The sequence below is a fragment of the Bacillus sp. B2-WWTP-C-10-Post-4 genome (assembly GCF_009183805.1).
GTDB classification, from domain to species: Bacteria; Bacillota; Bacilli; order Bacillales; family Bacillaceae_G; genus Bacillus_A; species Bacillus_A cereus.
In genome coordinates this window covers 1-22,092 of record NZ_WEII01000025.1, presented here as the reverse complement: position 1 = coordinate 22,092, position 22,092 = coordinate 1, and the positions used below count along the sequence as shown (strand labels likewise).

Below are 22,092 nucleotides of genomic sequence, written 5' to 3'. Positions count from 1 at the left end.
ACAAAATTCAGAAATAGAAGACTTTGTGTTAGAAAGTGAGGGAGAAAATGGACGTTGTTAGAAGATTAGAACAAGCTGAATACTATGTAGACTTATTATTTAAAATGATTGATGAAGAGAAGTGTCCATTTTATTCTTTGATCATAAAGAAAAAAGCTCGTAAAAAAGATATTGAACGTATATTAAATCTTTGTGAAAAACTGAACGAGCAATATGTAGTGGAGAAAACAGAAGGGCTTCTTTTGTTCGATGCGCTGTTAGATCAATTTGAAAAAGCGCTTCCACATCAGCTCGAAGTACACGAAACTGCGGAAGCGCTAGCAAAACAAGGTTTATTTAAGCCGCTTATGAATGAATTCTTAAGCATGATTGCGAAAAAATAAATAGATTATTTCTTAACTAACTTTTGATCGGATTCTGTAAAGTTCTCTTCAATATCTTCTAATGATTTCTCAAAAATATCGATAAAGTCTTGTCCGTAAATGTTACGCAGGATTGCAATCAGTTCGATATTTTCTGGGAACTTCCCATAAAAATTACGAAGTGCAAGAGCCCCATTAAACACTGAATTATTTTCAGGGTCATACTCTTCCATTAAGCGAAGTAGTAATTCTTCCCCTTTGTCTGTAATTTCAATGTACGTATTTCGTTTATCATCTTCCTTTTTCGAGAATACAAGATAGCCGCGTTCTTCCAGCTTTTTCGAGAAGTTAAACGCTGTTGATACGTGCATAACTCCAAACTTAGCAATCTCAGAAATAGAAGCCCCTTTTAAATGATAAGCGATTGTTAAAATATGATGTTCATTAATATTTAAATCGTAAGGTTTAATCCACTGCTGCCAATCTTTCTCTACACATTTCCATAACGCTTTCGATAATTGAGCAATGCGTTGGCTGAAAATCATCGCTTCTTTTACCGAGTAATCTTTTTCTCCACTTTTCATTTACTCACCCACTTTAACATTCTTTTTTCATTACTATCTATTATGCCAGTAAAATAAAAATTAATAAAGTCTTTTTGTGAGAATTGTGAAAATTTTTCGGAAAAATGACATTCTATACAAATCATGCATAACTATGGAAGCGTTTTATGAGTCGTGAATACATACGTTGTCCTTACATGTTAAGTGATAACATATATTGTAAATGCATAAAAACACGGCATATCTATACGATATGCCGTGTCAAGGTCAATTTATATAAAAAATATTTGTTATATGCAAAAAACTAAGCAGGAATTTGTTTACGCTTTTTCTGGAACAGCTTCTTGTAGTTTCTCAATTGACTTTTGGATGTCCAAAATTTCTTTCTCAATATGGCGCTTGTTTTGAGAAATATCTTGCTTCCAGTTAGAAAGCGTGTCTTGCATGTCATCTTTTAATTCTTGAAACACTTCTTTACCTTCTGAAGCAGTTTCAACAATTTGACGCTTTAATAATTTCGTATCAGCTGTAATATCAGCTAAAGTCTTTTTAATATCATTTCCTTTTTCTTTTAACTTGCCACGCATGTCTTTACCAGAAGAAGGAGTTGAGAAAAGAACAGCTAGTCCAGCAACTGCTCCGCCGCAAATAACACCTGTAATAAAGGATTTAGCTTTTGACATAAAAGGAGACCTCCTTATTTTTTGTTCGTATTCATGATGGGAAAAATATGCATATCTTTCTTATATGTGCTATGCACAAACAATCATCCCTGAGCATTTTAAGTAAAGAAACAAGCCATGCGGAATTTGATGACTTCAGGGAAGTGGCTTGTTATGTATTACGCCTTCTTATAGTGTCATTATTTCACACTATTTGCAATTGTACTTGCGATGTTTTGTAAATTTTCCATAGTGTATTCATTTTGATGTGATTTCCAAACAGCACCGAAACCATCTTTTTCACCGTAGCGTGGAATTAAATGAAGGTGGAAGTGGAACACAGTTTGTCCAGCTTTTTCACCGTTATTGTTAAGTAGGTTAAAGCCAACTGGATTAAACTCTGCTTTAATCGCATTTGCGATTTTTGGAACGACAGAAAAAATGTGTGATGCGATTTCTGGCGTTAACGCAAAAATGTCTTGTTTGTGAACTTTCGGAATAACAAGAGTATGTCCTTTTGTTACTTGACTAATATCTAAAAATGCAAGCACATGTTCATCTTCGTATACTTTTGAGCAAGGGATTTGCCCGTCAATGATTTTACAAAAAATACAATTGTCTGCTGTATGATTCATTGATCTCATCCTTTCAAATATCCTTAGCCGTATTTTACCATAATTACATAAGAGAACAAACACGAAAAACAGGAAGCTGACTCAGCTTCCTGTTTTCTGAAGAGGGATTGAAAAAGCATTATCGTAATTTACGTTTCGCAGACACCTCATTTATTTAAGAAATGCACGGTAAATCGGCTAAAGTTTCTGCCGTAGACACCCCATTTTCAAGTGAAATGAATTGCAATCTTTTTTAAAATGAAATTGTTTATTTTTTAAAACAGTATATGCTCTTTCAGAGACACCCCGTTTCGAAAATGAAACAAATGATCTGGTTATGTGTAAATTTCATTGTCCAACTTGGACACCCCATTTCATGATGACTTCACTATGTTGTTGTACTCATCAATTGGTGGTTGCTTTTTCAATGTGTTCCTTCTTCAATAATTATGATGTCCGCTTTCGGAAAAATATATGCTAATAAATTTAAAAATTTTTTTTGAGTACATGGATACTATGTAGTACAGCATAATTTTTGGTAAGATGAATATAGAATGAATACTAATGAAGAAAGTGGTGTCGTATGAGCGAGTTATTGCGTGTAGAAAATGTTACAGGAGGATATACGAAACGACCTGTATTAAAAGACGTTTCGTTCTCTGTTAATAAAGGCGAACTTGTCGGCTTAATCGGTTTAAATGGAGCTGGTAAAAGTACGACGATTAAACATATTATCGGTTTAATGGAACCGAAAAAAGGAACTGTCACAATTAATGGGAAAACAATTCGTGATGATATGACAGCGTACCGTTCTAGCTTTTCATTCATTCCGGAAACGCCAGTATTATATGATGAATTAACGTTAGAAGAGCATTTGAAATTAACAGCTATGGCGTATGGCGTTGATGAAAAACAATATGAAGAACGTGTAGGACAACTACTACAAGAGTTTCGTATGAAAAATCGTTTAAAATGGTTTCCATCTCATTTCTCAAAAGGAATGAAACAAAAAGTAATGATTATGAGCGCATTTTTAGTGGAGCCATCTCTTTACATAGTAGATGAACCTTTCGTTGGATTAGATCCGTTAGCGATTCAATCCCTTCTTCAAATGATGGACCAAATGAAAAAGAGTGGTGCCGGTATTTTAATGAGCACACATATTTTAGCGACGGCAGAGCGTTATTGTGATTCGTTCATTATTTTGCATCAAGGTGAAGTAAGAGCGAAGGGAACGCTATCTGAACTGCAATCACAGTTTAATATGCCAGGTGCAACGTTAGATGATATTTACATCGCGCTAACAAAGGAAGAAGATTATGAATAGCACAGCGTTATGGAAAGAACGATTTCGTCACTTTCTAAAAGAAGTTCGTACATATAGTAAATACGTATTTAATGATCATTTGAAATTTATTTTCGTGTTCATCATCGGTGCGGGAGCGTACTATTACCAGCAATGGTTACAAACGTTAACACCTTCGTTTCCGGCGGCGCTCGTAATGGCAGTATTAATTGGACTCGTGTTAACGGCTGGATCCATTCAAACATTATTAAAAGAAGCGGATCTCGTTTACTTACTGCCAGTTGAAGAAAAGTTAAAACCTTACTTCACAAAGGCATTTCTTTTTACATTTATGATTCAGTTATACATAATCGCAATCGTAGCAGCTGCGCTTGCTCCGTTATACTTCCAACAAATGAAGCAAACAGGAGCTGGCTACATATGGATCGTACTCGCATTTGTCATTGTAAAAGCGTGGAATTTATTTGTAGCGTGGGAAAAGTCATTTTTAACAGATCAAAATATACAAAGGGCTGATTGGTTTATTCGTTTTATCCTAAACGGTTTATTTGTATATTTCCTTGTAGAACGTACTTCAGTTCTTTTCATTGGTGGAATCGTCCTTCTCATGGTGTTATACCTTGCTATCATGCATCAAATGGTCAAAGGAAAGCCACTAAACTGGGAGTATTTAATTTCCGAAGAAGGTAAGAAGATGATGCTACTGTACCGCATTGCGAACATGTTCGTTGATGTACCAGCATTAAAAGAAAGAGTAGCCCGCAGAAAATGGCTAGATTTCATTCTGTCGATGATAGGCGAAAAGCGTACATATTTATACTTATATACGAGAACGTTTTTAAGATCTGGTAATTATTTTGGATTATATGTGCGTCTGCTCGCTCTTGGCGGAGTAATTCTTTACTTCATTCCATTTTTATATGGACGATTTATCGTAAGCCTTATCTTCCTATACTTAATCGGTTATCAGCTATTAACTTTATGGAAACATCATCGCATGAAAATTTGGCTTGATTTGTATCCAGTAGGGGGAGAAGAGAAGAAGAAAGATTTTCTTGCTTTATTAAACGCGATTCTAATCATCGGAAGCGTAATCTTTACAGTTATATTTGCACTAGCAACGAAAGATTTCATGATGACAGGAATTTTACTTATCGTAAGCATATTATTTAGTATCGGTTTCGTTTACCAATACGGGGCGAAGCGCATTGAGCGTTTAAATTGAAAGGAATGAACCTATGATTACATACGAAGAGAAGGTTATAAAAGAATTGGAGCAGTGGAAAGCTACATTCATGAAAGATTCTTCTATGATGACACGGTTCTCCAAAAAAGTGCAGACGAAGGTGCAACAGCTCATTCCGGCGAAAGTACAAAAGGTACTAACAGAGACAATTCGTATGATGGTGCAAACGATTAGCGCCGGGTCAAACTTTATAAAGCCGAAGCTAAAAGAGACGACATGGTCACTGCAAAGACGTGACGATGAAGTTCGTAAAAAAATGGATGAGTACAAAAAAATAGCAGCGGCAGAAGGAGCAGGGACTGGAGCTGGTGGTATTCTCCTCGGTCTTGCTGACTTTCCGCTTTTACTTACAATTAAAATTAAATTTTTATTCGATGCAGCGACATTGTACGGATTTGATACGAGTAAACAAGAAGAGCGTCTTTTTATCCTTCACGTTTTCCAACTTGCCTTTTCAAGTGACGATCACAGAAAAGAAATATGGAAAGCAATCGAAACGTGGGATACAGAAAAAGAAAATCATATGGACTGGGAAAAGTTCCAAACAGAGTACCGAGACTATATTGATTTAGCGAAAATGCTTCAGCTCGTACCAGTAATCGGTGCCCCAGTCGGCGCATATGCGAACTATCAATTACTGCAAAGGCTTGGAGAAGTGACGATGAATTGTTATCGTATGCGATTGCTGAATAGAGATTAAAAACAAGGCGTCCTACATATGTAATGTAGGACGCCTTTTCTTAGAAGCTAAGTCCGATATAGCTAATTCCAGCTATAATCAATACGATAAAAAGTACAATGATTAATGAAAATCCGCTCTTACCAGCTTGTCCCGCTTCACCGCCGCCATTACCACCACTACCGCCATTACCACCAAGTCCCATATGATATCCTCCTTATTCTTATATGTTGCTTTTACTTTATAACTTTCTATATTTTCCAATAAATACCTTCTGTAGTGCTAACTAAATTGAAAATCATTTCGTTTTATTTTATAATTTACTTACCGACCGGTAAGTAAAAACAAGTGAGGTACAGTATGACGAAGAATTTACAAACATCGCAAAACATTGTAGAGGCATCATTTAAACTTATGGCAGAACACGGCATTGAGAAGATGAGTCTTTCCATGATTGCGAAAGAGGTAGGTATTTCAAAACCGGCTATTTATTATCATTTTTCTTCTAAAGAAGCGTTAATCGATTTTTTATTTGAAGAAATTTTCTCTGGATATCATTTCGTGAGTTATTTCGATAAAGAGCAATATACGAAAGAAAACTTTGCAGAAAAGTTAATTGCTGATGGTTTACATATGCTCTCTGAATATGAAGGGCAAGAAGGGATATTACGCGTTATCAATGAATTTATCGTAACTGCATCGCGAAATGAAAAGTATCAGAAACGCTTATTTGAAATACAAGAAGATTTCTTAAATGGTTTCCACGATTTATTGAAGAAAGGCGCAAGACTTGACGTTGTGTCACAACATGAAACGGAAGAAAATGCTCATACGCTAGCACTCGTGATTGATAATATGAGCAACTATATGCTCATGGGATTCCAGTTAAAGTATAAAGAAATTTGGATTCGAAATGTGAAAAACGTCATGAAGGAGGAGTAAAGATGAAAATGCAAAAAAACTGGTGGCTCGGTTTTCTTGGATTTATTGGGGTTTATAAAATACCAGGTATGATTGAAGCTTTTCAAGCGGATGGAAATTGGATGAAGTTAATCGGTTTCATTTGGCTACTTTGGTTCGGATATTTTATTCCTGAGAAGAAAGAAGATTGAATTTCAATTTTCTGTAAAGTTACGTAAAATATAGATTGAGAGTATTTATATATTAGATTACTAGATTTGGAGTGGTTACATGGATCCATTGAAAAATGAAATTCACCCTGACATGGTCAAGGTGTGGAAAGCGCGTTCTTTAATTGAGCTAGGAATCAGTATTATAGTCATTTTGGCATATCTTTTCTTTATGATTAAGTTTAATTGGTGGGCTTGGATTTTCTATGTGCTCATCGGATTAACAATTGTATATACACCGTTTGATTACTTTACGTTTCCGAAACTACGTCAACGTTATTACAGCTACCAACTAAATGAAGAAGAACTTGAAATTCAGCATGGTCTTTTCGTCGTAAAGCGCGTATTAGTACCGATGATTCGTGTGCAGCACGTTACGATTGAACAAGGGCCAATTATGAGAAAATACGGATTAGCAGAATTACACATTTCAACAGCAGCAACTTCTCATAGCATCCCAGGTTTAACGATGTATGAAGCTGAAATGTTGAAAACGAAAATCGCAGAATTAGCGAAAGTGAGTGATGAGGATGTATAAGAGGCAGCATCCAATCACGATGTTATTAGAGTTAAAAATAACAGACTTTATACCACTCATTATTTTTCTTTTTAGCTTAAGGGGAAAGTTTCCATTTTGGTATTTAGTTCCTATTGGTTTTGCGTTGATCACAATTATTTCAGCTATCGTAGGCTGGTATTACAAAGTATACTGGGTCGAAAATAACGTATTACATGTGAAGCAAGGTCTCTTCGTAAAGAAGGAGAGCTACTTAAATAAAGAACGTGTTCAAACGATTAATACAAGTTCTAACGTACTATACCAAATGCTCGGTTTGAAAAAAATTCAGATTGAAACAGCTGGCGGGGGCGATGAAGCAGAAGTTAGCTTAGCTGGAATTACGGTAGAAGAGGCGACGGAGCTTATTACTTTGCTAAATGAGCCAACTCCAGAAGTGAAAGCAGAAAAAACGTTAGACGAAGCAGCAGAAAATACAGTAGAAAAAGCAATTGTTACAGAGGAAAAACAAACGACAGAGTACAAGTTAACGTGGAAAGAGATTTTAATAGCGTCTGTTACATCTGGTCAATTTGGAGTATTGTTCTCTTTAATCTTTTTCGTTTATCACCAAGTAGATGAGTATATTCCGAAATGGATAAAAAATAGTGTGACGTCATATGTAATGGACCACGATATATATGGCTGGATTTACATGGTAGCTATTCTACTTGTTGTTTCTTGGATGATATCTACAATTGGCTACGCGTTAAAACACGGTAACTTCACAGTAAATCGAAAAAATGATGAAGTCCGTATTTCGCAAGGGTTACTGGAGAGAAAAGAACTCGTACTAAAATTGCACCGCATTCAAGGGATTACGATAAAAGAAGGCATTTTACGCCAACCGTTCGGTTATTGTGCTGTGCAAGTAGAAGTCATTCAAAGTGAAGGGAAAGAAGAAAAAGTTACACTGCATCCTATCATTCGAAAAAATCGAGTGCAACAGTTACTCGCGCATTTACAATTACCATACGAACTGAATGCAAATATTACTTCGTTACCAAAAGCAGCATTGCGCCGCTATCTCATTGATAGTTTCATCTTTTTCGCTATGCTCGCAATCCCGCTTACTGGAATAAGCGTATACTTTGAAAAGTATTACATCATGTGGGCATTACTACCGCTCGCAATCCTTATCTTTACACTTGGCTACGCAACATTTAAAACAAATGGCTACAGTGTTAACGGAGAACAAATTACACTTGTCTATCGTAGCGTCGGAAAATATACAGGACTTATTAGAAGAAGACACGTCCAATCAATGGAGAAGACACAATCATATTTTCAGCGCCGTGCGGATTTATGTACGTATAAGTTTTCGAGTGCATCATCTAGTTACAAAATAGAGCATACGAGAGTAGAAGATGCGGAGAGAATGCAGGATTGGTATAAGAAGAAGTTAAGTGAGAATTAACCAGAGAAAGCTTGCCTATTATGAAAGGCAGGCTTTTTTGTTATAGGGAAAAGATTGGTTTAATCCATATATTAGTACAACTACAGTATATGAAAAAAGGTAATTAGCTTCTATTTAAGGGAAATCTATGGGGTTTTTGATATAAATGGTATACTAAAATATAAATAGTATTAGGAGGTTATATATGATAAGTCAGTTGAAAAGAGAAGCACTTGATGCATTAAAAGGAAGATGGGGATTAGCGGTAGGGGCAACCTTATTAATTGGAATCCTTATTGGAGCTGTTGAAATGCTAACAACAGGTATTTTCTCGATATTTTGGGGTTGGGAAGAAGCAAGTGATTCACTTACAGTAAGTATTATAGTAATGCTTGTTATTGGTCCATTAACAATAGGTGCCTATTATCTTGTTTTAAATGCAATTCGTGGGACTGATGCTCGCATTGGTCATATATTTAGATGGTTTAGCGATGGAAGTAAGTTGATAAAGTCGTTTTTAACATATTTACTAATGTATGTATACTTGACTCTATGGACATTACTTCTTATTATTCCAGGTATTATTAAATCATTTTCTTATTCTATGACATATTTTATTTTGAATGATCATCCAGAATATACAGCGAATCAAGCGATTACTGAGAGTCGTCATATGATGAATGGACATAAAATGGATTACTTTTTACTATGCTTAAGTTTCTTAGGTTGGTTCATTTTAAGTATTCTTACTGTAGGAATCGGTTTCTTATGGTTAGCACCTTATTTCTACGCGACATCAGCCGCATTTTATGAAGAGATTTCAAAAGAATATTATAAAAAAGAAGGCACTACTTTCTAATAAAACATATAAACTATCTACCCTAAAGAATGTAGGGAGCAGATAGCAAATGGTTTAGGTGTTTTGATATTTGTCCTATTTTCGGGATTCACTTCAGGATAAGGTATAGATTTTTATATAGAAATGCTTCCCTCTATGTTTTATCATAGAGGGTTATTTTTTTATGTAAAAATGATAGGAAATAATGAATAATATATGTAAAGAAAAAAGCGAGGTGAATGAGAGTGAGCAAATTTTTAATACCGTATTCATTTTCTATATTAAGTTTCTTTATTTCAGCAACAGCACTTGATTTATATGATAGGATGGGAAACGATAGTGAGCTGGTTTCGCCGAACATAATTGGAAAGATAATTCAATCTACTGCGCAAATGGGAGTCCTTACATTGTATTTCGGAGTACCTATTATTTTAGGTGGCTGTCTACTTGGTGAGCTATTGTTTAGAGGTATCATTTTACGATTTAAACTAAGCTATATTATATCTTTATTATTATATCTATTTTTAGCTTTTAGTATTGTTTTCGTAACGGTAGGCATTCCAACTACATATGAAGATTCTAATACATTTTTCATGGGGATAACTATGATTTGTGCTGTTACATTCTTTGTGAGTCGGAATATATGGGAAAACAAGTTAATAATGGAGTGACAAAATGAAATACACCTGTCCATGTTGCGGATATAAAGTTTCACTTTATTGGATCAGTTAGAAAACCGACTAGTGAAGATGTGAAGGATGCTAGTTGGCAGCGAATTTGTTAAGTAGAATGTTATTACTCAATTTAATGGGAGTAATAACATTTTTTATTTAGTACTGAAAGAATTAATGCTGTCTTAAAGTAATAAGAAGGAATAAATCGGTAAATTTTATTAATGGATATATTTTCAATAAATACAAAAGGATAGATGTATAGTCAGCTTTGTGTATTTAATGTTATCATATTGAATGATATGGAAATTTTTAATAGAATAAGTAACTAAAAATTCAAAGGTAATGAAGCTTTTGTTGTATAAAGAAAATACTTAGTAGTAATCAACAATATTAAAAATAAGATTCGTATTTATATAAATTTAGTAGAAATGGGGTTTTAAAAAGGAATGAGTATAAGCATAACGCGGCAAAAGATTTTGACGGCCGCTTCTCAAATTGTACAATGTAAAGGGGTTGCTAAATTAACCTTGGAAGCAGTGGCAAAAGAGGCGGGTTTAAGCAAAGGTGGATTATTGTATCACTTTTCAAATAAAGAAGCTTTAATAGAAGGTATGATAGTCCGAGGGGTAGAGGATTATGAAGGGGCCATTTACAATAAAGTAGCGGAAGACTCAGAGAGGAAAGGGAGATGGGTTCGCTCTTTTGTAGAGGAAAGATTAAGTAATGAGAGAAGAACAGAAGAGTTGTCTAGCAGTATGATGGCAGCACTCATGTTAAAACCTGAATTACTTGAGCCATTACAACAATCATTTCAGCAACTGCAAAAGAATATAGAGAATGATGAGATAGATTCAGTTTGTGCAACAATTATTAGATTAGCAGCAGATGGATTATGGTATTCGGAATATTTAGGGGTTGGAAGACTAAGCCCCGAGTTAAGAGAAAAAGTAATTCAAGCTCTTATTAGTAATTCATATAAATAGAATATGCGAACTATATAATTTTAAAATAATTCACCATTGCTTCTTTAATGTAGTGGTGAATTATTTTTTTTATTAGAAAAATAGAACAATTTTATAGAGTATTGAATTATAACCGTCTAGACGGTATAGTAATATTTGGTTTAAGAGGAAAATGAAACAAAAAAAGAATAAAAGATATTTTTAGCACACTATTCGAAAGGATAGGCCGCAAAGCTTAGAGTCTACGGTAATACATATTGGTTACTAAGATCGTCTGGTTGCACATTTTTGATGCAACCGGACGATCTTTTTTTGTTATATAAATATAAAAATTTAGGAGGGAACTATGCAAATGAAAAGTACTAAAAGACATGTTTCAATGGTTTCATTAGTTTTTCTAGTATTATTTTCAGTGCTGAATGTGTGGGCTCCAGTTATTCAAGCTGCTGTGATGAAAAGTCCAGTGGACGAAATTAATATTTCCCGTACTGATGGCACGACATCTGAACCATATCAAGCCTCAGATGGTATGAAAGTAGAAGTGAAGTGGTCAGCTAAAGAAAAAATAAAAAGTGGAGATCAATTCACAATTGATATGCCAAAAGAGTTTCGAAAAGACCTTATGAATATGAGTTTTCCTTTAAAAGATGCTGAAGGAAAAACAGTTGGTACATGTGAGATGAAAAAGGGTCTATTAACGTGTACTATGGGTGATTACGTAGAAGGAAAGAACAACATTAAAGGTTCTTTATTCGTAGAATTCTACTTTGGTCTAGAAGCATATGATGGTGTTAAAGAAATTCCATTAGAATTTAACGTTGATGGTCAAATCGTAAATAAAGAAGTAAATGTAAGTAATACGACAGAGAGACCGAAGCCACAACCCAATACGGAAAATCTATTGAAATGGGGTTCTTATAATCAAGAAGATCCGTCTATTGCTGATTGGCTTGTATATGTAAATGCAACTGGAACAGAAATGCAAGATCTTAAATTAACAGATACATTAGGACCTGGGCATGAGTTAATTACAGACAGCGTATTATTAGAAGAGGCTGTATTTGAAGATGGTTATGCACCAACAAATATTAAGCCAGCAAATTTATCTAACATTAAAATAAATGCAACAAAGACTGGATTTACAATTGAATTTCCAGACAGTTCAAAAGGCTATATTTTAAGATATAAAACAAAGGTTACAAATCCTGCTGCAAAACCTCATAAAAATACTGTGAAATTAGAAGGTAAAAATATTAAAACTGAAGAAAAAGTAGGACAAGTATTTGTGAGTGGTGGGGGAGGATCCGGTTCAGGTGACGATAATCCACCTAGCATTGAAAAAAATATAGTTGATGAGAATGGCAAGCTTGTAGAGAATGAGCAGCTAACACAAATGAATCAAGTTATTCAATATCAAGTTGGTACACATATACCAAACGATCCTCCTAAATACACATCAATGGTAATTAGTGATGATTTAGAAGATGTTTTAGAAGTATTAGAGGCAAAAGTGTATGATCAAAATGGCCAAGATATTACTTCTAAAGGAACGTTAAATATAGATAAACAAAGAAGTGAAGTAACATTTACGTTTGGTGAGAATTTTGATTATAAGTCGTATGAAGACCAGATAATTAATCTTAGTATCAAGGCGAAAATTAAAAATAATGCAGACTTATCTTCTTACGTAGATAAGAAGATTCCTAATAAAGCAGAATTACATTTTGATGATAAAACATTAACATCAAAAGAAGTAACTATTACGCCGCCTGAAGCTCCAAAAGATGGTACAGTATCGCTTCATAAAATAGATTCTGAGAATCCGAGCAAAGGGTTAAAAGGTGCCGAATTTGAAGTTCGAAATAGTGCAAATGAAGTTGTTGCAAAACTGACAACGGACGAAAAAGGTTTTTCAGTACCTCAAACTTTAGCTCCGGGGACGTATAAAGTTTATGAAACAGTAGCACCAGAAGGATATCAAAAATTAACAAGCCCAGTAGAGGTTACACTTCAAGCTGGAGAAACAAAAACAATTGAAATTAAAAATACTGTGCAAAAGGGTCAAATTGAAGTAAAGAAAATTGATTCGGAAAATGGTGAGAAACCATTAGCAAATGCAGAGTTTGATATAGTAAAAGACGGTGTAGTAGTCGAACATATTGTTACAGATAAAGATGGTAAGGCAACCTCTAAACCGTTAGCACTAGGAAAATATATTTTAAAAGAAACGAAAGCACCTGAAGGATACCAATTAAAAGAAACAGAGTTCGAAGTAAATGTAACAGGGGACGGCATATTCCCAATACAAGTGGAAAATGCAATGGTTGACAAAGGTAATATAGAAATCACAAAAGTGGACAAAGAAAACGGGGCAGTATTAGCGGGTGTCGAATTTGAAGTCCAAGATGAGAAAGATGGAGTAGTAAGAAAAGTAGTAACAGATAAAGATGGAAAAGCAAACGTTTCAGATCTATCAGTAGGAAAGTACAAATTAGTAGAGACGAAAAGCTTACCAGGTTATAAAAAGCTAACAGAACCAGTACCATTTGAAATTACAAAAGGTATGACAAAAGCTGTATCGATAAAAGTAGAAAATGAGCAGTTAGACAAAGGCTCAGTAGAAATTACAAAAATAGATAAAGATAGCCAAAAAGTATTAGAAGGCGTAGTCTTCGAAGTGCAAGATGAGCAAGGAAAAGTAGTAACAGAAGTAAAAACAGATAAAGATGGTAAAGCAAAAATCTCAGATCTATCAGTAGGAAAGTACAAATTAGTAGAGACGAAAAGTTTACCAGGCTACAAAAAGCTAACAGATCCAGTATCATTCGAAATTACAAAAGGTATGACAACAGTCCTATCATTGAAAGTAGAAAATGAACAGTTAGATAAAGGTTCAGTAGAAATTACAAAAATAGATAAAGACAGCAAAAAAGCATTAAAAGGCGTAGTCTTTGAAGTGCAAGATGAAGCTGGAACAGTAGTAAAGGAAGTAAAAACAGATAAAGATGGTAAAGCAAAAATCTCAGATCTATTAGTAGGAAAGTATAAATTAGTAGAGAAAGAAAGTTTACCAGGCTATAAAAAATTAACAGAGCCAGTATCGTTTGAAATCAAAAAAGGCATGACCGAAGTTCTATCATTAAAAATAGAAAATGAAATGGTAGATACGGGAAATATAGAGATAACAAAGATAGATAAAGATAATAAAGCACCGTTAGCGGGAGTAACATTCATCGTCCAAGATGAAAAGGGTAATGAAGTTACAAAAGTAACGACAGATAAAGATGGAAAAGCAAATGTTTCAGATTTACTTGTAGGAAAGTATGAATTAGTAGAGGTAGAAAGTTTACCTGGTTATAAAAAATTAGAAAAACCAATATCATTTGAAATCAAAAAAGGCATGACCGAAGTCCTATCATTAAAAGTAGAAAATGAAATGGTGGATACAGGGAATGTCGAGATAACAAAAATAGATAAAGATAGTAAAGCACCATTAGAAAATGTTGTATTTGAAGTACGTGATTTAAAAGGAAAAGTAGTTGCAAAAGTAACGACGGATAAAGAAGGAAAAGCAAACGTTTCAGATTTATCTATCGGGAAGTATGAGTTGGTGGAAGTAGAAACACCGGCAGGATACAAACCACTAGAAAAGCCAATTTCATTCGAAATTGAAAAGGGTAGAGTAACAGCGCTAAAGCTAACAGTAGAAAATGAATTAGTGGATACAGGAAATGTAGAAATTACAAAAGTAGATAAAGAAAATAAAGATGCTTTAGCTGATGTAGTCTTTGAAATTCAAGATGAAGCAGGACAAGTAGTCGCTAAAATAACGACAGATAAAAAAGGACAAGTACAAGTTACTAATTTATCAGTCGGCACATACAAGTTAGTAGAAGTAAAAGCACCAAAAGGATATAAACAATTAGTAGATCCGATTACTTTCCAAATTGAAAAAGGCATGACAAAATCTCTTGCTTTAACAGTAGAAAACGAAATGTTAGACAAGGGAAATGTAGAAATCACAAAAGTAGATAAAGATAATCAAAAAGCATTAGAAGGCGTAGTCTTCGAAGTACAAGACGAACAAGGAAAAGTAGTAACGGAAGTAAAGACAGATAAAAATGGTAAAGCAAAAATCTCAGACTTATCTGTAGGAAAGTACAAATTAGTAGAGAAAGAAAGCTTACCAGGTTACAAAAAACTAACAGAGCCAGTATCATTCGAAATCAAAAAAGGTATGACAGAAGTCTTATCATTAAAAGTAGAGAATGAACAGTTAGACAAAGGCTCAGTAGAGATTACAAAAGTAGATAAAGATAGTCAAAAAGCATTAGAAGGCGTAGTCTTCGAAGTACAAGACGAACAAGGAAAAGTAGTAACGGAAGTAAAGACAGATAAAAATGGTAAAGCAAAAATCTCAGACTTATCTGTAGGAAAGTACAAATTAGTAGAGAAAGAAAGCTTACCAGGCTACAAACAATTAACAGAACCAGTATCATTCGAAATCAAAAAAGGTATGACAGAAGTCTTATCATTAAAAGTAGAGAATGAGCAGTTAGACAAAGGTTCAGTAGAAATTACAAAAGTAGATAAAGATAGTCAAAAAGTATTAGAAGACGTAGTCTTCGAAGTACAAGACGAACAAGGAAAAGTAGTAACGGAAGTAAAGACAGATAAAAATGGTAAAGCAAAAATCTCAGACTTATCTGTAGGAAAGTACAAATTAGTAGAGAAAGAAAGCTTACCAGGCTACAAACAATTAACAGAACCAGTATCATTCGAAATCAAAAAAGGCATGACAGAAGTCTTATCATTAAAAGTAGAGAATGAACAGTTAGACAAAGGCTCAGTAGAGATTACAAAAGTAGATAAAGAGAGTCAAAAAGTATTAGAAGGCGTAGTCTTCGAAGTGCAAGACGAACAAGGAAAAGTAGTAACGGAAGTAAAAACAGATAAAAATGGTAAAGCAAAAATCTCAGACTTATCTGTAGGAAAGTACAAATTAGTAGAGAAAGAGAGCTTACCAGGCTACAAACAATTAACAGAACCAGTACTGTTTGAAATTAAAAAGGGTATGACAGAAGTTCTATCATTAAACATAGAAAATGAAATGGTAGATACGGGAAATGTAGAAATTACAAAAATAGATAAAGATAATAAGGCACCGTTAGCAGGTGTAGTCTTTGAAGTTCAAGACGACAAAGGCAAGGTAGTAACGAAAGTAACGACAGATAAAGGTGGAAAAGCAACAGTTGCAGATTTACTTGTAGGAAAGTACAAGTTAGTAGAAGTAGAGAGTTTACCAGGCTACAAAAAATTAGAAAAGCCTGTACCATTTGAAATTACAAAAGGTATGACAAAATCTTTAGCGTTCACTGTAGAAAATGAAATGGTAGATACGGGGAATGTAGAAATCACAAAAATAGATAAAGACAGTAAAGCACCATTAGAAAATGTTGTATTTGAAGTACGTGACTCAAAAGGCAAAGTAGTTGCGAAAGTAACAACGGATAAAGAAGGAAAAGCAGACGTTTCAGATTTATCTATTGGAAAGTATGAGTTAGTAGAAGTAGAAACACCAGCAGGCTACAAACCACTAGAAAAGCCAGTTTCATTCGAAATTACAAAAGGTATGACGAAAGTCTTATCATTGCAAGTAGAGAATGAACAGTTAGACAAAGGTTCAGTGGAGATTACAAAAATGGCCGCTGAAAGCAAGGAAGTCTTATCAGGAGCTGTGTTTGAGGTTCATGATGAAAAGGGAAAAGTAGTAGTGAAAGTAACAACAGATAAAGATGGAAAGGCAAAAATCACAGATCTATCTGTAGGTAACTACACACTAGTAGAAGTAGAAGCACCAAAAGGATATGAAAAATTAACTAATCCAATTCCATTTGAAATTACAAATGGAATGATAAATGCAGTTCAATTAGAAGTATTAAACAAATTGAATCATTTAGCGCCACCAGGCCCAGAAACACCAGATCCAGAAAAACCTGGAACACCAGATCCAGAAAAACCTGGAACACCAGATCCAGAAAAACCTGGAACACCAGATCCGGAGAAACCTGGAACACCGAATCCAGAAAAGCCTGGAATACCAAATCCAGAAAAGCCTGGAACACCGAATCCAGAAAAATCTGGGACACCAGATCCAGAAAAACCTGGAACACCAGATCCAGAAAAGCCTGGAACACCGAATCCAGAGAAACTTGAAAAAGAATTACCGAAGACAGGGCAGAAAATGCCTGTGGAACCATATATGGGAGCACTTCTTGTAATGATGAGTTTTGGATTACTCATATTAGGTAGAAAGCAGCAGAGATAATAAAGGTGAAAAGGTATCCTCAAAGTAATTGAGGATACCTTTTTTATGTCAAATAAAAAAGTATTTAGCAAAAGAACTCGATACAAATAAAAACAAAAAGGAATACAAAGTTTGCCCTATTTTCTTAATGTGACTATATCAAAAAAGTTAGCTATATATATTTAATGTGAAAGTAAAAGATTAAAGGTCTTCGTAATGTTTGGATGAAAAAAGAGTTATCTTTGTAATTAATTTGAGTACTTTAGGAAAGAAGTCTATTTCCTAAAGTACTCAAAGGATGATAGTCCAATAACAGGTGGGAGATGAAAATCGTTTTAGCACTGTAGTAGCACCTTAAAATGTAGATAGGGGAAAATAATGTAAAAAAACTATTGTATGTTCAAAATTCTTATGTAACATTTATATTACATTAATGTTACAAACGGTAACTTATGTTACGGTTTGTTTTCTTTTGTCTTTCGTTATGTTACGAAATGAGGTTCGTATCAATCAACCGAGAATATGTAAAGTTAAAAAAATAGCAACCTAAAAATAGTTTTTCTATGTGTATAAGAGTGTGTGTAGTAAAGAGCCTGGTGAGAGATTTACGCACATTATTAAAACTCCTTTCTGTCTTAAAAGAAGAAGAAAACCAACTATTTAGGAGTTTTAAGTAATGATAGTAAATGAAATGTAATTCCTTTCCCACACACAACGTAGTACATATTTACTTTCAGTCTAATTACTACACAGACTTTTATACATATGCTGTTATTATTTTAGGGATATATAGGAGGAGAGAAAATGAAAAAGTTATTAATGGTAATTGGACTTACGTTTTTAATGTTAGCTGGATGTAGTAATGGTAATTTTGAAAAAGCAATGGATGAAGGAAAGACCGCGTTAACGAATAAAGAATATAAAAATGCCTTATCATCATTTGAACAAGCGCTAGATGAGAAAAAAGATGATTCAGATGCAAAAGTTCTTGTAGAACAAACGAAAGCAATGATTGAAGCTGTGAAGTTAAAAGAAGAAACAAAGATAGAAGAATCAATCAAGTCATTTGAAAAAGTAGAGAACATGAAGAATGGAAATACTACGCTTATAAAACAAGCGAAGGAAGAACGGACAGCATTACTAGCCATCTTAGAACAAAAAAAGAAGTATAGCGAGCAACTGACGAAAAGTGAAGAGTTAATAAGTAAGAAAAATTATGCAGAAGCAAGAGAGATATTAAATAAGCTAGTTGCAGAAACAAAAGATAACAAGAAACTTGAAGAATATAATAAAAAAGCGGTAGGATTAGTTACTAAAATTAATGAAGAAGAAAAAAATGCAAAAAGTGAATCACCAACGAAGGCACAAAAAACCACTGCAGTAACGACTCAAAAGGTAGCAACAGAAAAGAATCAAAAAGCAGAGACAGAAAAAAATCAAAAGCTAGCGACTGAAAAGAATCAGAAGGTAGAGGCAGAAAAAAATCAAAAAACTGAGACAGAAAAGAATCAGAAGGTAGAGGCAGAAAAAAATCAAAAAACTGAGACAGAAAAAAAACAAAATGCATTTACTTTTGAGAAAGCTAAAGAATATATTAAAAATGAATATAAAGAAGACTATGATTACACGCTAGAGAATACGCAAGTGGAGAATGGAAAGAAATATTATCAAATTAGAGTGCGTACGACATATAAAATAGAAGGCGCAGCTGGACCAGGATTTACTGGAGTATTCAAAGTATTCGAAGATGGTACAATTATTGAACTGCACTAATTGATGGAAAAGGTATCCTCAAAGTATTTGAGGATACCCTTTTTAGCATAAAAAAAAGCATCTAGCAAAAGTACTAGATGCAAATAAAAACACAAGGGAAGACAAAGTTCTTCCCTTTTCCCGTATGTAATTATATCAAAAAATTTATAAAAAACTAGCTATATTTAAAATATAATTTTTAAAAAGTTATATACATAAATAATTGCAATACGCGCAGTTTTATCTTTCTGAAAAATCTATTTCTTTATTTTTGAATATTAAGACTAATGTTGATAAATCTTCAGATAATTAGAAAAAATAACCAAAAGGATATATAATATTGCTTAATAAATAATTTTAATGAATTACGTATATTTCATTTGGTGTATTAATTGAATATCATAATTTTTAATTTTATTAAGCAAGAATCTCGGTTACTTATTGCATTTCTAACATAGGGTGAGATAGAAAAATACAATAGTGTGGAGGTTTTTATAATGACGTTTGTTCTTAGTAAAATGAGTGGCTTTAGCATAGAAGAAAAGGTACATGAATTTGAATCTAAAGGATTCCTTGAAATCTCAAATGAAATCTTTTTACAAGAGGAAGAGAATCATCGTTTATTAACACAAGCACAGTTAGATTATTATAATTTGGAAGATGATGCATACGGTGAATGCCGTGCTAGATCTTATTCAAGGTATATAAAGTATGTTGATTCACCAGATTATATTTTAGATAATAGTAATGATTACTTCCAATCTAAAGAATATAACTATGACGATGGCGGGAAAGTTAGACAGTTCAATAGCATAAATGATAGCTTTTTATGTAATCCTTTAATTCAAAATATCGTGCGCTTCGATACTGAATTTGCATTTAAAACAAATATAATAGATACAAGTAAAGACTTAATTATAGGTTTACATCAAGTAAGATATAAAGCTACTAAAGAAAGACCATCTTTTAGTTCACCTATTTGGTTACATAAAGATGATGAACCAGTAGTGTTTTTACACCTTATGAATTTAAGTAATACAGCTATTGGTGGAGATAATTTAATAGCTAATTCTCCTCGGGAAATTAATCAGTTTATAAGTTTGAAGGAGCCTTTAGAAACTTTAGTATTTGGACAAAAGGTCTTCCATGCCGTAACGCCACTTGGAACAGAATGTAGTACGGAGGCTTTTCGTGATATTTTATTAGTAACATTTTCTTATAAGGAGACAAAATGAGAGAGAATAAAATAATTATGATTTCTGGAGCCAATAGCGGTATAGGTCATGCTTGTATAAAATACTTTTTAGAAAAATCATTTCATGTAATAGCGCTTGATATTAATAATAATAATTTAATAGATTATATGAAAACAGATATGCCTTTGAAAGTAGTGCAAATTGATTTAAGTAATAGCGAAGCGATTCATAATCTTTTTACTCAATTAGATTTAGAAAAGCTTTCTCCTGATATATTAATAAATGCAGCTGGTATTCGAGAGATAACACCTGTTTTACATTTATCCGATGATATGTTTAAAAAAGTAATTGATGTAAATTTAGTAGCCCCATTTATCCTTTCTAGGGAAGTAGCTAAGCGATGGTGTGAATCGAAAATAAAAGGTTGTATTGTGAATATAGCATCGGTTTCTGGATTAATGGCTGAACCAGAGCGAGCTGCTTATGTTGCATCAAAGCATGCTTTAATCGGATTGACTAAACAGATGGCTATGGAATTTGGAAAGCAAAATATAAGGGTGAATAGCATTTCTCCTGGTGTTATTAGAACTGAACTTACAGAAGAATACTTTAGTAATAAAGCCTTGATGTCTATGATAAAAAGTAATCAATCTTTAGATACTTGGGGGTTGCCGCAGGATATTGTTTCATGTATTGAGTACTTGATTTCTGATCAGGCCCGCTTTATTACTGGTTCTAATTTTGTAATTGATGGTGGTTGGACTGCTGGGAAAAATTTATAATTGAGTGTTTTTGAGGAAAAGCACCTGTCCTTTTTTAGGCTGGTGTTTTTCTCACTATAAACCGAGTTTTTATTGGAGGGGGATTAATTTGCTTCAAAAAAGTTTTAAGCAAGAGAAAACGGTACCGGCTTTAAAGATGATAGCATCAATGGTTATCTTTGGATCAGTTGGATTTTTTTCAGTTCAAACAAACTTACCTTCGTTTGAATTAGTGTTTGTAAGGTGTATTTTTGCGACAATATTTTTAAGTGTATGCTGGTTGCTTACAGGGCAATATAAACAAGATAAATGGGAACGAAAAGAAGTTATTCAAGTTTTAATATGTGGCTTTTTCTTAGTATTTAATTGGGTTTTCTTATTTAAAGCCTTTGAAAATATGTCAGTTACAATTGCTATCTCGGTTTATCATCTTGCACCAGTAATTGTACTGTTAATTGGAAGTATCGTCTTTAAAGAAAAATTAACATTCATATCTATCATTTCAATAGTTGTGTGTTTTGCAGGAGCTTTATTAATTGCTGGTATCGATGGAAGTTTCTCTGTCGGTTCATTAATGTCTTCAGGTATGATATGGGGATTTCTTGCAGCTCTCTTTTATGCATTTACAACTTTATTTGGTAAAGGGATTAACAAAATGAGTGCGTATGCAATGACATTTTTACAAACATTCTTGGGGATATTTCTTTTAATACCATTTATAGATTTAGATGCTTTTAGTGGCCTCACTCAAAGTAATTGGACATATATTATAGCTACTGGTTTTATTCACACAGGGATAGTATATTATCTGTTTTTTGATAGTTTACGCTATTTATCTACAAAAACAATCTCAATATTAGTTTTTTTGGATCCGGCAGTGGCAATATTATTAGATACTGTACTTACTGGATTCCGTCCAACTTTAATGCAAATAACAGGAATTCTTTTTATTTTTATTGGTATGACTTTAACATTAAAAAAATCTAAAGATAAAAAACTGAGCCAAAAAGAAAAGCGAATTGAAAGCGATGCTAGTATATCTCAACAATAATGAAATATATTGTGTATAAAACGATAAACCTTACATG

At 33.6% G+C, this 22,092-nt stretch carries 20 protein-coding genes and 1 riboswitch; of the genes, 16 read left to right on the top strand and 4 right to left on the bottom strand.

Annotation, left to right across the window (positions count from 1 at the left end; genetic code table 11):
* Positions 1–47 precede the first annotated feature (47 nt).
* The gene (locus GBN78_RS12755; RefSeq protein WP_000383658.1) at positions 48–383 is read left to right on the top strand and encodes a DUF1878 family protein; all 336 of its coding nucleotides are present in this window, start codon (positions 48–50) and stop codon (positions 381–383) included.
* A gap of 5 nt (positions 384–388) precedes the next feature.
* Here the strand turns inward: GBN78_RS12755 and GBN78_RS12750 are convergent, their stop codons facing one another.
* The 3 genes from GBN78_RS12750 to GBN78_RS12740 form a co-directional block, all read right to left on the bottom strand.
* The gene (locus GBN78_RS12750) at positions 389–946 is read right to left on the bottom strand and encodes an HTH-type transcriptional regulator Hpr (RefSeq protein WP_000834924.1); all 558 of its coding nucleotides are present in this window, start codon (positions 944–946) and stop codon (positions 389–391) included.
* A 299-nt stretch (positions 947–1,245) separates the two neighbouring features.
* Complete coding sequence (locus GBN78_RS12745; protein WP_000030302.1) at positions 1,246–1,608, bottom strand: YtxH domain-containing protein; 363 nt, start codon at positions 1,606–1,608, stop codon at positions 1,246–1,248.
* A 179-nt stretch (positions 1,609–1,787) separates the two neighbouring features.
* Positions 1,788–2,222, bottom strand: coding sequence for an HIT family protein (locus GBN78_RS12740; protein WP_001016835.1), 435 nt, complete (start codon positions 2,220–2,222; stop codon positions 1,788–1,790).
* 562 nt (positions 2,223–2,784) lie between these two features.
* Here GBN78_RS12740 and ecsA point away from each other — a divergent pair.
* The 3 genes from ecsA to ecsC are packed head-to-tail and all read left to right on the top strand — an operon-like array spanning position 2,785 to position 5,453.
* Entirely contained in the window at positions 2,785–3,528 is a 744-nt protein-coding gene (gene ecsA, locus GBN78_RS12735) for an ABC transporter ATP-binding protein EcsA (RefSeq protein WP_001292603.1), read from the top strand.
* Complete coding sequence (gene ecsB, locus GBN78_RS12730; RefSeq protein ID WP_001089102.1) at positions 3,521–4,732, top strand: ABC transporter permease EcsB; 1,212 nt, start codon at positions 3,521–3,523, stop codon at positions 4,730–4,732. The genes ecsA and ecsB overlap by 8 nt, the downstream gene beginning before the upstream one ends.
* A 13-nt stretch (positions 4,733–4,745) precedes the next feature.
* On the top strand, positions 4,746–5,453 hold the full coding sequence (gene ecsC, locus GBN78_RS12725) for an ecs operon protein EcsC (protein ID WP_000634142.1): 708 nt from the start codon (positions 4,746–4,748) through the stop codon (positions 5,451–5,453).
* Positions 5,454–5,493: 40 nt separating this feature from the next.
* Here the strand turns inward: ecsC and GBN78_RS12720 are convergent, their stop codons facing one another.
* Positions 5,494–5,637 (bottom strand): YjcZ family sporulation protein, encoded by a 144-nt coding sequence (locus GBN78_RS12720; protein WP_000522758.1) that lies wholly within the window; start codon positions 5,635–5,637, stop codon positions 5,494–5,496.
* Positions 5,638–5,792: 155 nt separating this feature from the next.
* Between GBN78_RS12720 and GBN78_RS12715 the strand changes: the two genes are divergently transcribed.
* From GBN78_RS12715 to GBN78_RS12665, 12 genes are all read left to right on the top strand, one after another.
* The gene (locus GBN78_RS12715) at positions 5,793–6,374 is read left to right on the top strand and encodes a TetR/AcrR family transcriptional regulator (RefSeq protein ID WP_000164830.1); all 582 of its coding nucleotides are present in this window, start codon (positions 5,793–5,795) and stop codon (positions 6,372–6,374) included.
* Between the two features lie 2 nt (positions 6,375–6,376).
* Positions 6,377–6,544: a hypothetical protein gene (locus GBN78_RS30190; protein ID WP_000783813.1), complete on the top strand. Its 168-nt coding sequence runs from the start codon at positions 6,377–6,379 to the stop codon at positions 6,542–6,544.
* Between the two features lie 79 nt (positions 6,545–6,623).
* Positions 6,624–7,100 carry a PH domain-containing protein gene (locus tag GBN78_RS12710; RefSeq protein ID WP_000371346.1) on the top strand — a complete coding sequence of 159 codons (477 nt, stop codon included), beginning with the start codon at positions 6,624–6,626 and terminating at the stop codon, positions 7,098–7,100.
* Entirely contained in the window at positions 7,093–8,535 is a 1,443-nt protein-coding gene (locus tag GBN78_RS12705; RefSeq protein WP_000278203.1) for a PH domain-containing protein, read from the top strand. The genes GBN78_RS12710 and GBN78_RS12705 overlap by 8 nt, the downstream gene beginning before the upstream one ends.
* A 184-nt stretch (positions 8,536–8,719) precedes the next feature.
* Positions 8,720–9,373, top strand: a complete 654-nt coding sequence (locus GBN78_RS12700; protein WP_000625397.1) for a DUF975 family protein — start codon at positions 8,720–8,722, stop codon at positions 9,371–9,373.
* Between the two features lie 224 nt (positions 9,374–9,597).
* Entirely contained in the window at positions 9,598–10,023 is a 426-nt protein-coding gene (locus GBN78_RS12695) for a hypothetical protein (RefSeq protein ID WP_002098741.1), read from the top strand.
* 449 nt (positions 10,024–10,472) lie between these two features.
* On the top strand, positions 10,473–11,009 hold the full coding sequence (locus GBN78_RS12690; protein WP_009327226.1) for a TetR/AcrR family transcriptional regulator: 537 nt from the start codon (positions 10,473–10,475) through the stop codon (positions 11,007–11,009).
* 172 nt (positions 11,010–11,181) lie between these two features.
* A riboswitch (cyclic di-GMP riboswitch) is annotated at positions 11,182–11,274 on the top strand.
* 60 nt (positions 11,275–11,334) lie between these two features.
* Positions 11,335–17,316, top strand: coding sequence for a SpaA isopeptide-forming pilin-related protein (locus tag GBN78_RS12685; RefSeq protein ID WP_070183666.1), 5,982 nt, complete (start codon positions 11,335–11,337; stop codon positions 17,314–17,316).
* A 783-nt stretch (positions 17,317–18,099) separates the two neighbouring features.
* On the top strand, positions 18,100–19,068 hold the full coding sequence (locus tag GBN78_RS12680) for a hypothetical protein (RefSeq protein ID WP_044584211.1): 969 nt from the start codon (positions 18,100–18,102) through the stop codon (positions 19,066–19,068).
* Between the two features lie 476 nt (positions 19,069–19,544).
* A complete protein-coding gene (locus tag GBN78_RS12675) occupies positions 19,545–20,282 on the top strand; it encodes a 2OG-Fe dioxygenase family protein (protein ID WP_000144819.1) in 738 nt (245 codons plus the stop codon).
* Complete coding sequence (locus GBN78_RS12670) at positions 20,279–21,025, top strand: SDR family NAD(P)-dependent oxidoreductase (RefSeq protein ID WP_001208940.1); 747 nt, start codon at positions 20,279–20,281, stop codon at positions 21,023–21,025. The genes GBN78_RS12675 and GBN78_RS12670 overlap by 4 nt, the downstream gene beginning before the upstream one ends.
* Positions 21,026–21,113: 88 nt before the next feature.
* On the top strand, positions 21,114–22,055 hold the full coding sequence (locus GBN78_RS12665) for a DMT family transporter (RefSeq protein WP_000939627.1): 942 nt from the start codon (positions 21,114–21,116) through the stop codon (positions 22,053–22,055).
* Positions 22,056–22,092: the final 37 nt, after the last annotated feature.

Excerpts from the sequence above, each read along its gene's own strand:
- GBN78_RS12670 (WP_001208940.1), top strand. The coding sequence starts at position 20,279 with ATGAGAGAGAATAAAATAATTATGATTTCTGGAGCCAATAGCGGTATA.
- GBN78_RS12745 (WP_000030302.1), bottom strand. The coding sequence starts at position 1,608 with ATGTCAAAAGCTAAATCCTTTATTACAGGTGTTATTTGCGGCGGAGCA.
- ecsC (WP_000634142.1), top strand. The coding sequence starts at position 4,746 with ATGATTACATACGAAGAGAAGGTTATAAAAGAATTGGAGCAGTGGAAA.
- GBN78_RS12690 (WP_009327226.1), top strand. The coding sequence starts at position 10,473 with ATGAGTATAAGCATAACGCGGCAAAAGATTTTGACGGCCGCTTCTCAA.
- GBN78_RS12710 (WP_000371346.1), top strand. The coding sequence starts at position 6,624 with ATGGATCCATTGAAAAATGAAATTCACCCTGACATGGTCAAGGTGTGG.
- GBN78_RS12675 (WP_000144819.1), top strand. The coding sequence starts at position 19,545 with ATGACGTTTGTTCTTAGTAAAATGAGTGGCTTTAGCATAGAAGAAAAG.
- GBN78_RS12680 (WP_044584211.1), top strand. The coding sequence starts at position 18,100 with ATGAAAAAGTTATTAATGGTAATTGGACTTACGTTTTTAATGTTAGCT.
- GBN78_RS12685 (WP_070183666.1), top strand. The coding sequence starts at position 11,335 with ATGCAAATGAAAAGTACTAAAAGACATGTTTCAATGGTTTCATTAGTT.
- GBN78_RS12750 (WP_000834924.1), bottom strand. The coding sequence starts at position 946 with ATGAAAAGTGGAGAAAAAGATTACTCGGTAAAAGAAGCGATGATTTTC.
- ecsA (WP_001292603.1), top strand. The coding sequence starts at position 2,785 with ATGAGCGAGTTATTGCGTGTAGAAAATGTTACAGGAGGATATACGAAA.
- ecsB (WP_001089102.1), top strand. The coding sequence starts at position 3,521 with ATGAATAGCACAGCGTTATGGAAAGAACGATTTCGTCACTTTCTAAAA.
- GBN78_RS12705 (WP_000278203.1), top strand. The coding sequence starts at position 7,093 with ATGTATAAGAGGCAGCATCCAATCACGATGTTATTAGAGTTAAAAATA.
- GBN78_RS12755 (WP_000383658.1), top strand. The coding sequence starts at position 48 with ATGGACGTTGTTAGAAGATTAGAACAAGCTGAATACTATGTAGACTTA.
- GBN78_RS30190 (WP_000783813.1), top strand. The coding sequence starts at position 6,377 with ATGAAAATGCAAAAAAACTGGTGGCTCGGTTTTCTTGGATTTATTGGG.
- GBN78_RS12700 (WP_000625397.1), top strand. The coding sequence starts at position 8,720 with ATGATAAGTCAGTTGAAAAGAGAAGCACTTGATGCATTAAAAGGAAGA.
- GBN78_RS12720 (WP_000522758.1), bottom strand. The coding sequence starts at position 5,637 with ATGGGACTTGGTGGTAATGGCGGTAGTGGTGGTAATGGCGGCGGTGAA.
- GBN78_RS12740 (WP_001016835.1), bottom strand. The coding sequence starts at position 2,222 with ATGAATCATACAGCAGACAATTGTATTTTTTGTAAAATCATTGACGGG.
- GBN78_RS12715 (WP_000164830.1), top strand. The coding sequence starts at position 5,793 with ATGACGAAGAATTTACAAACATCGCAAAACATTGTAGAGGCATCATTT.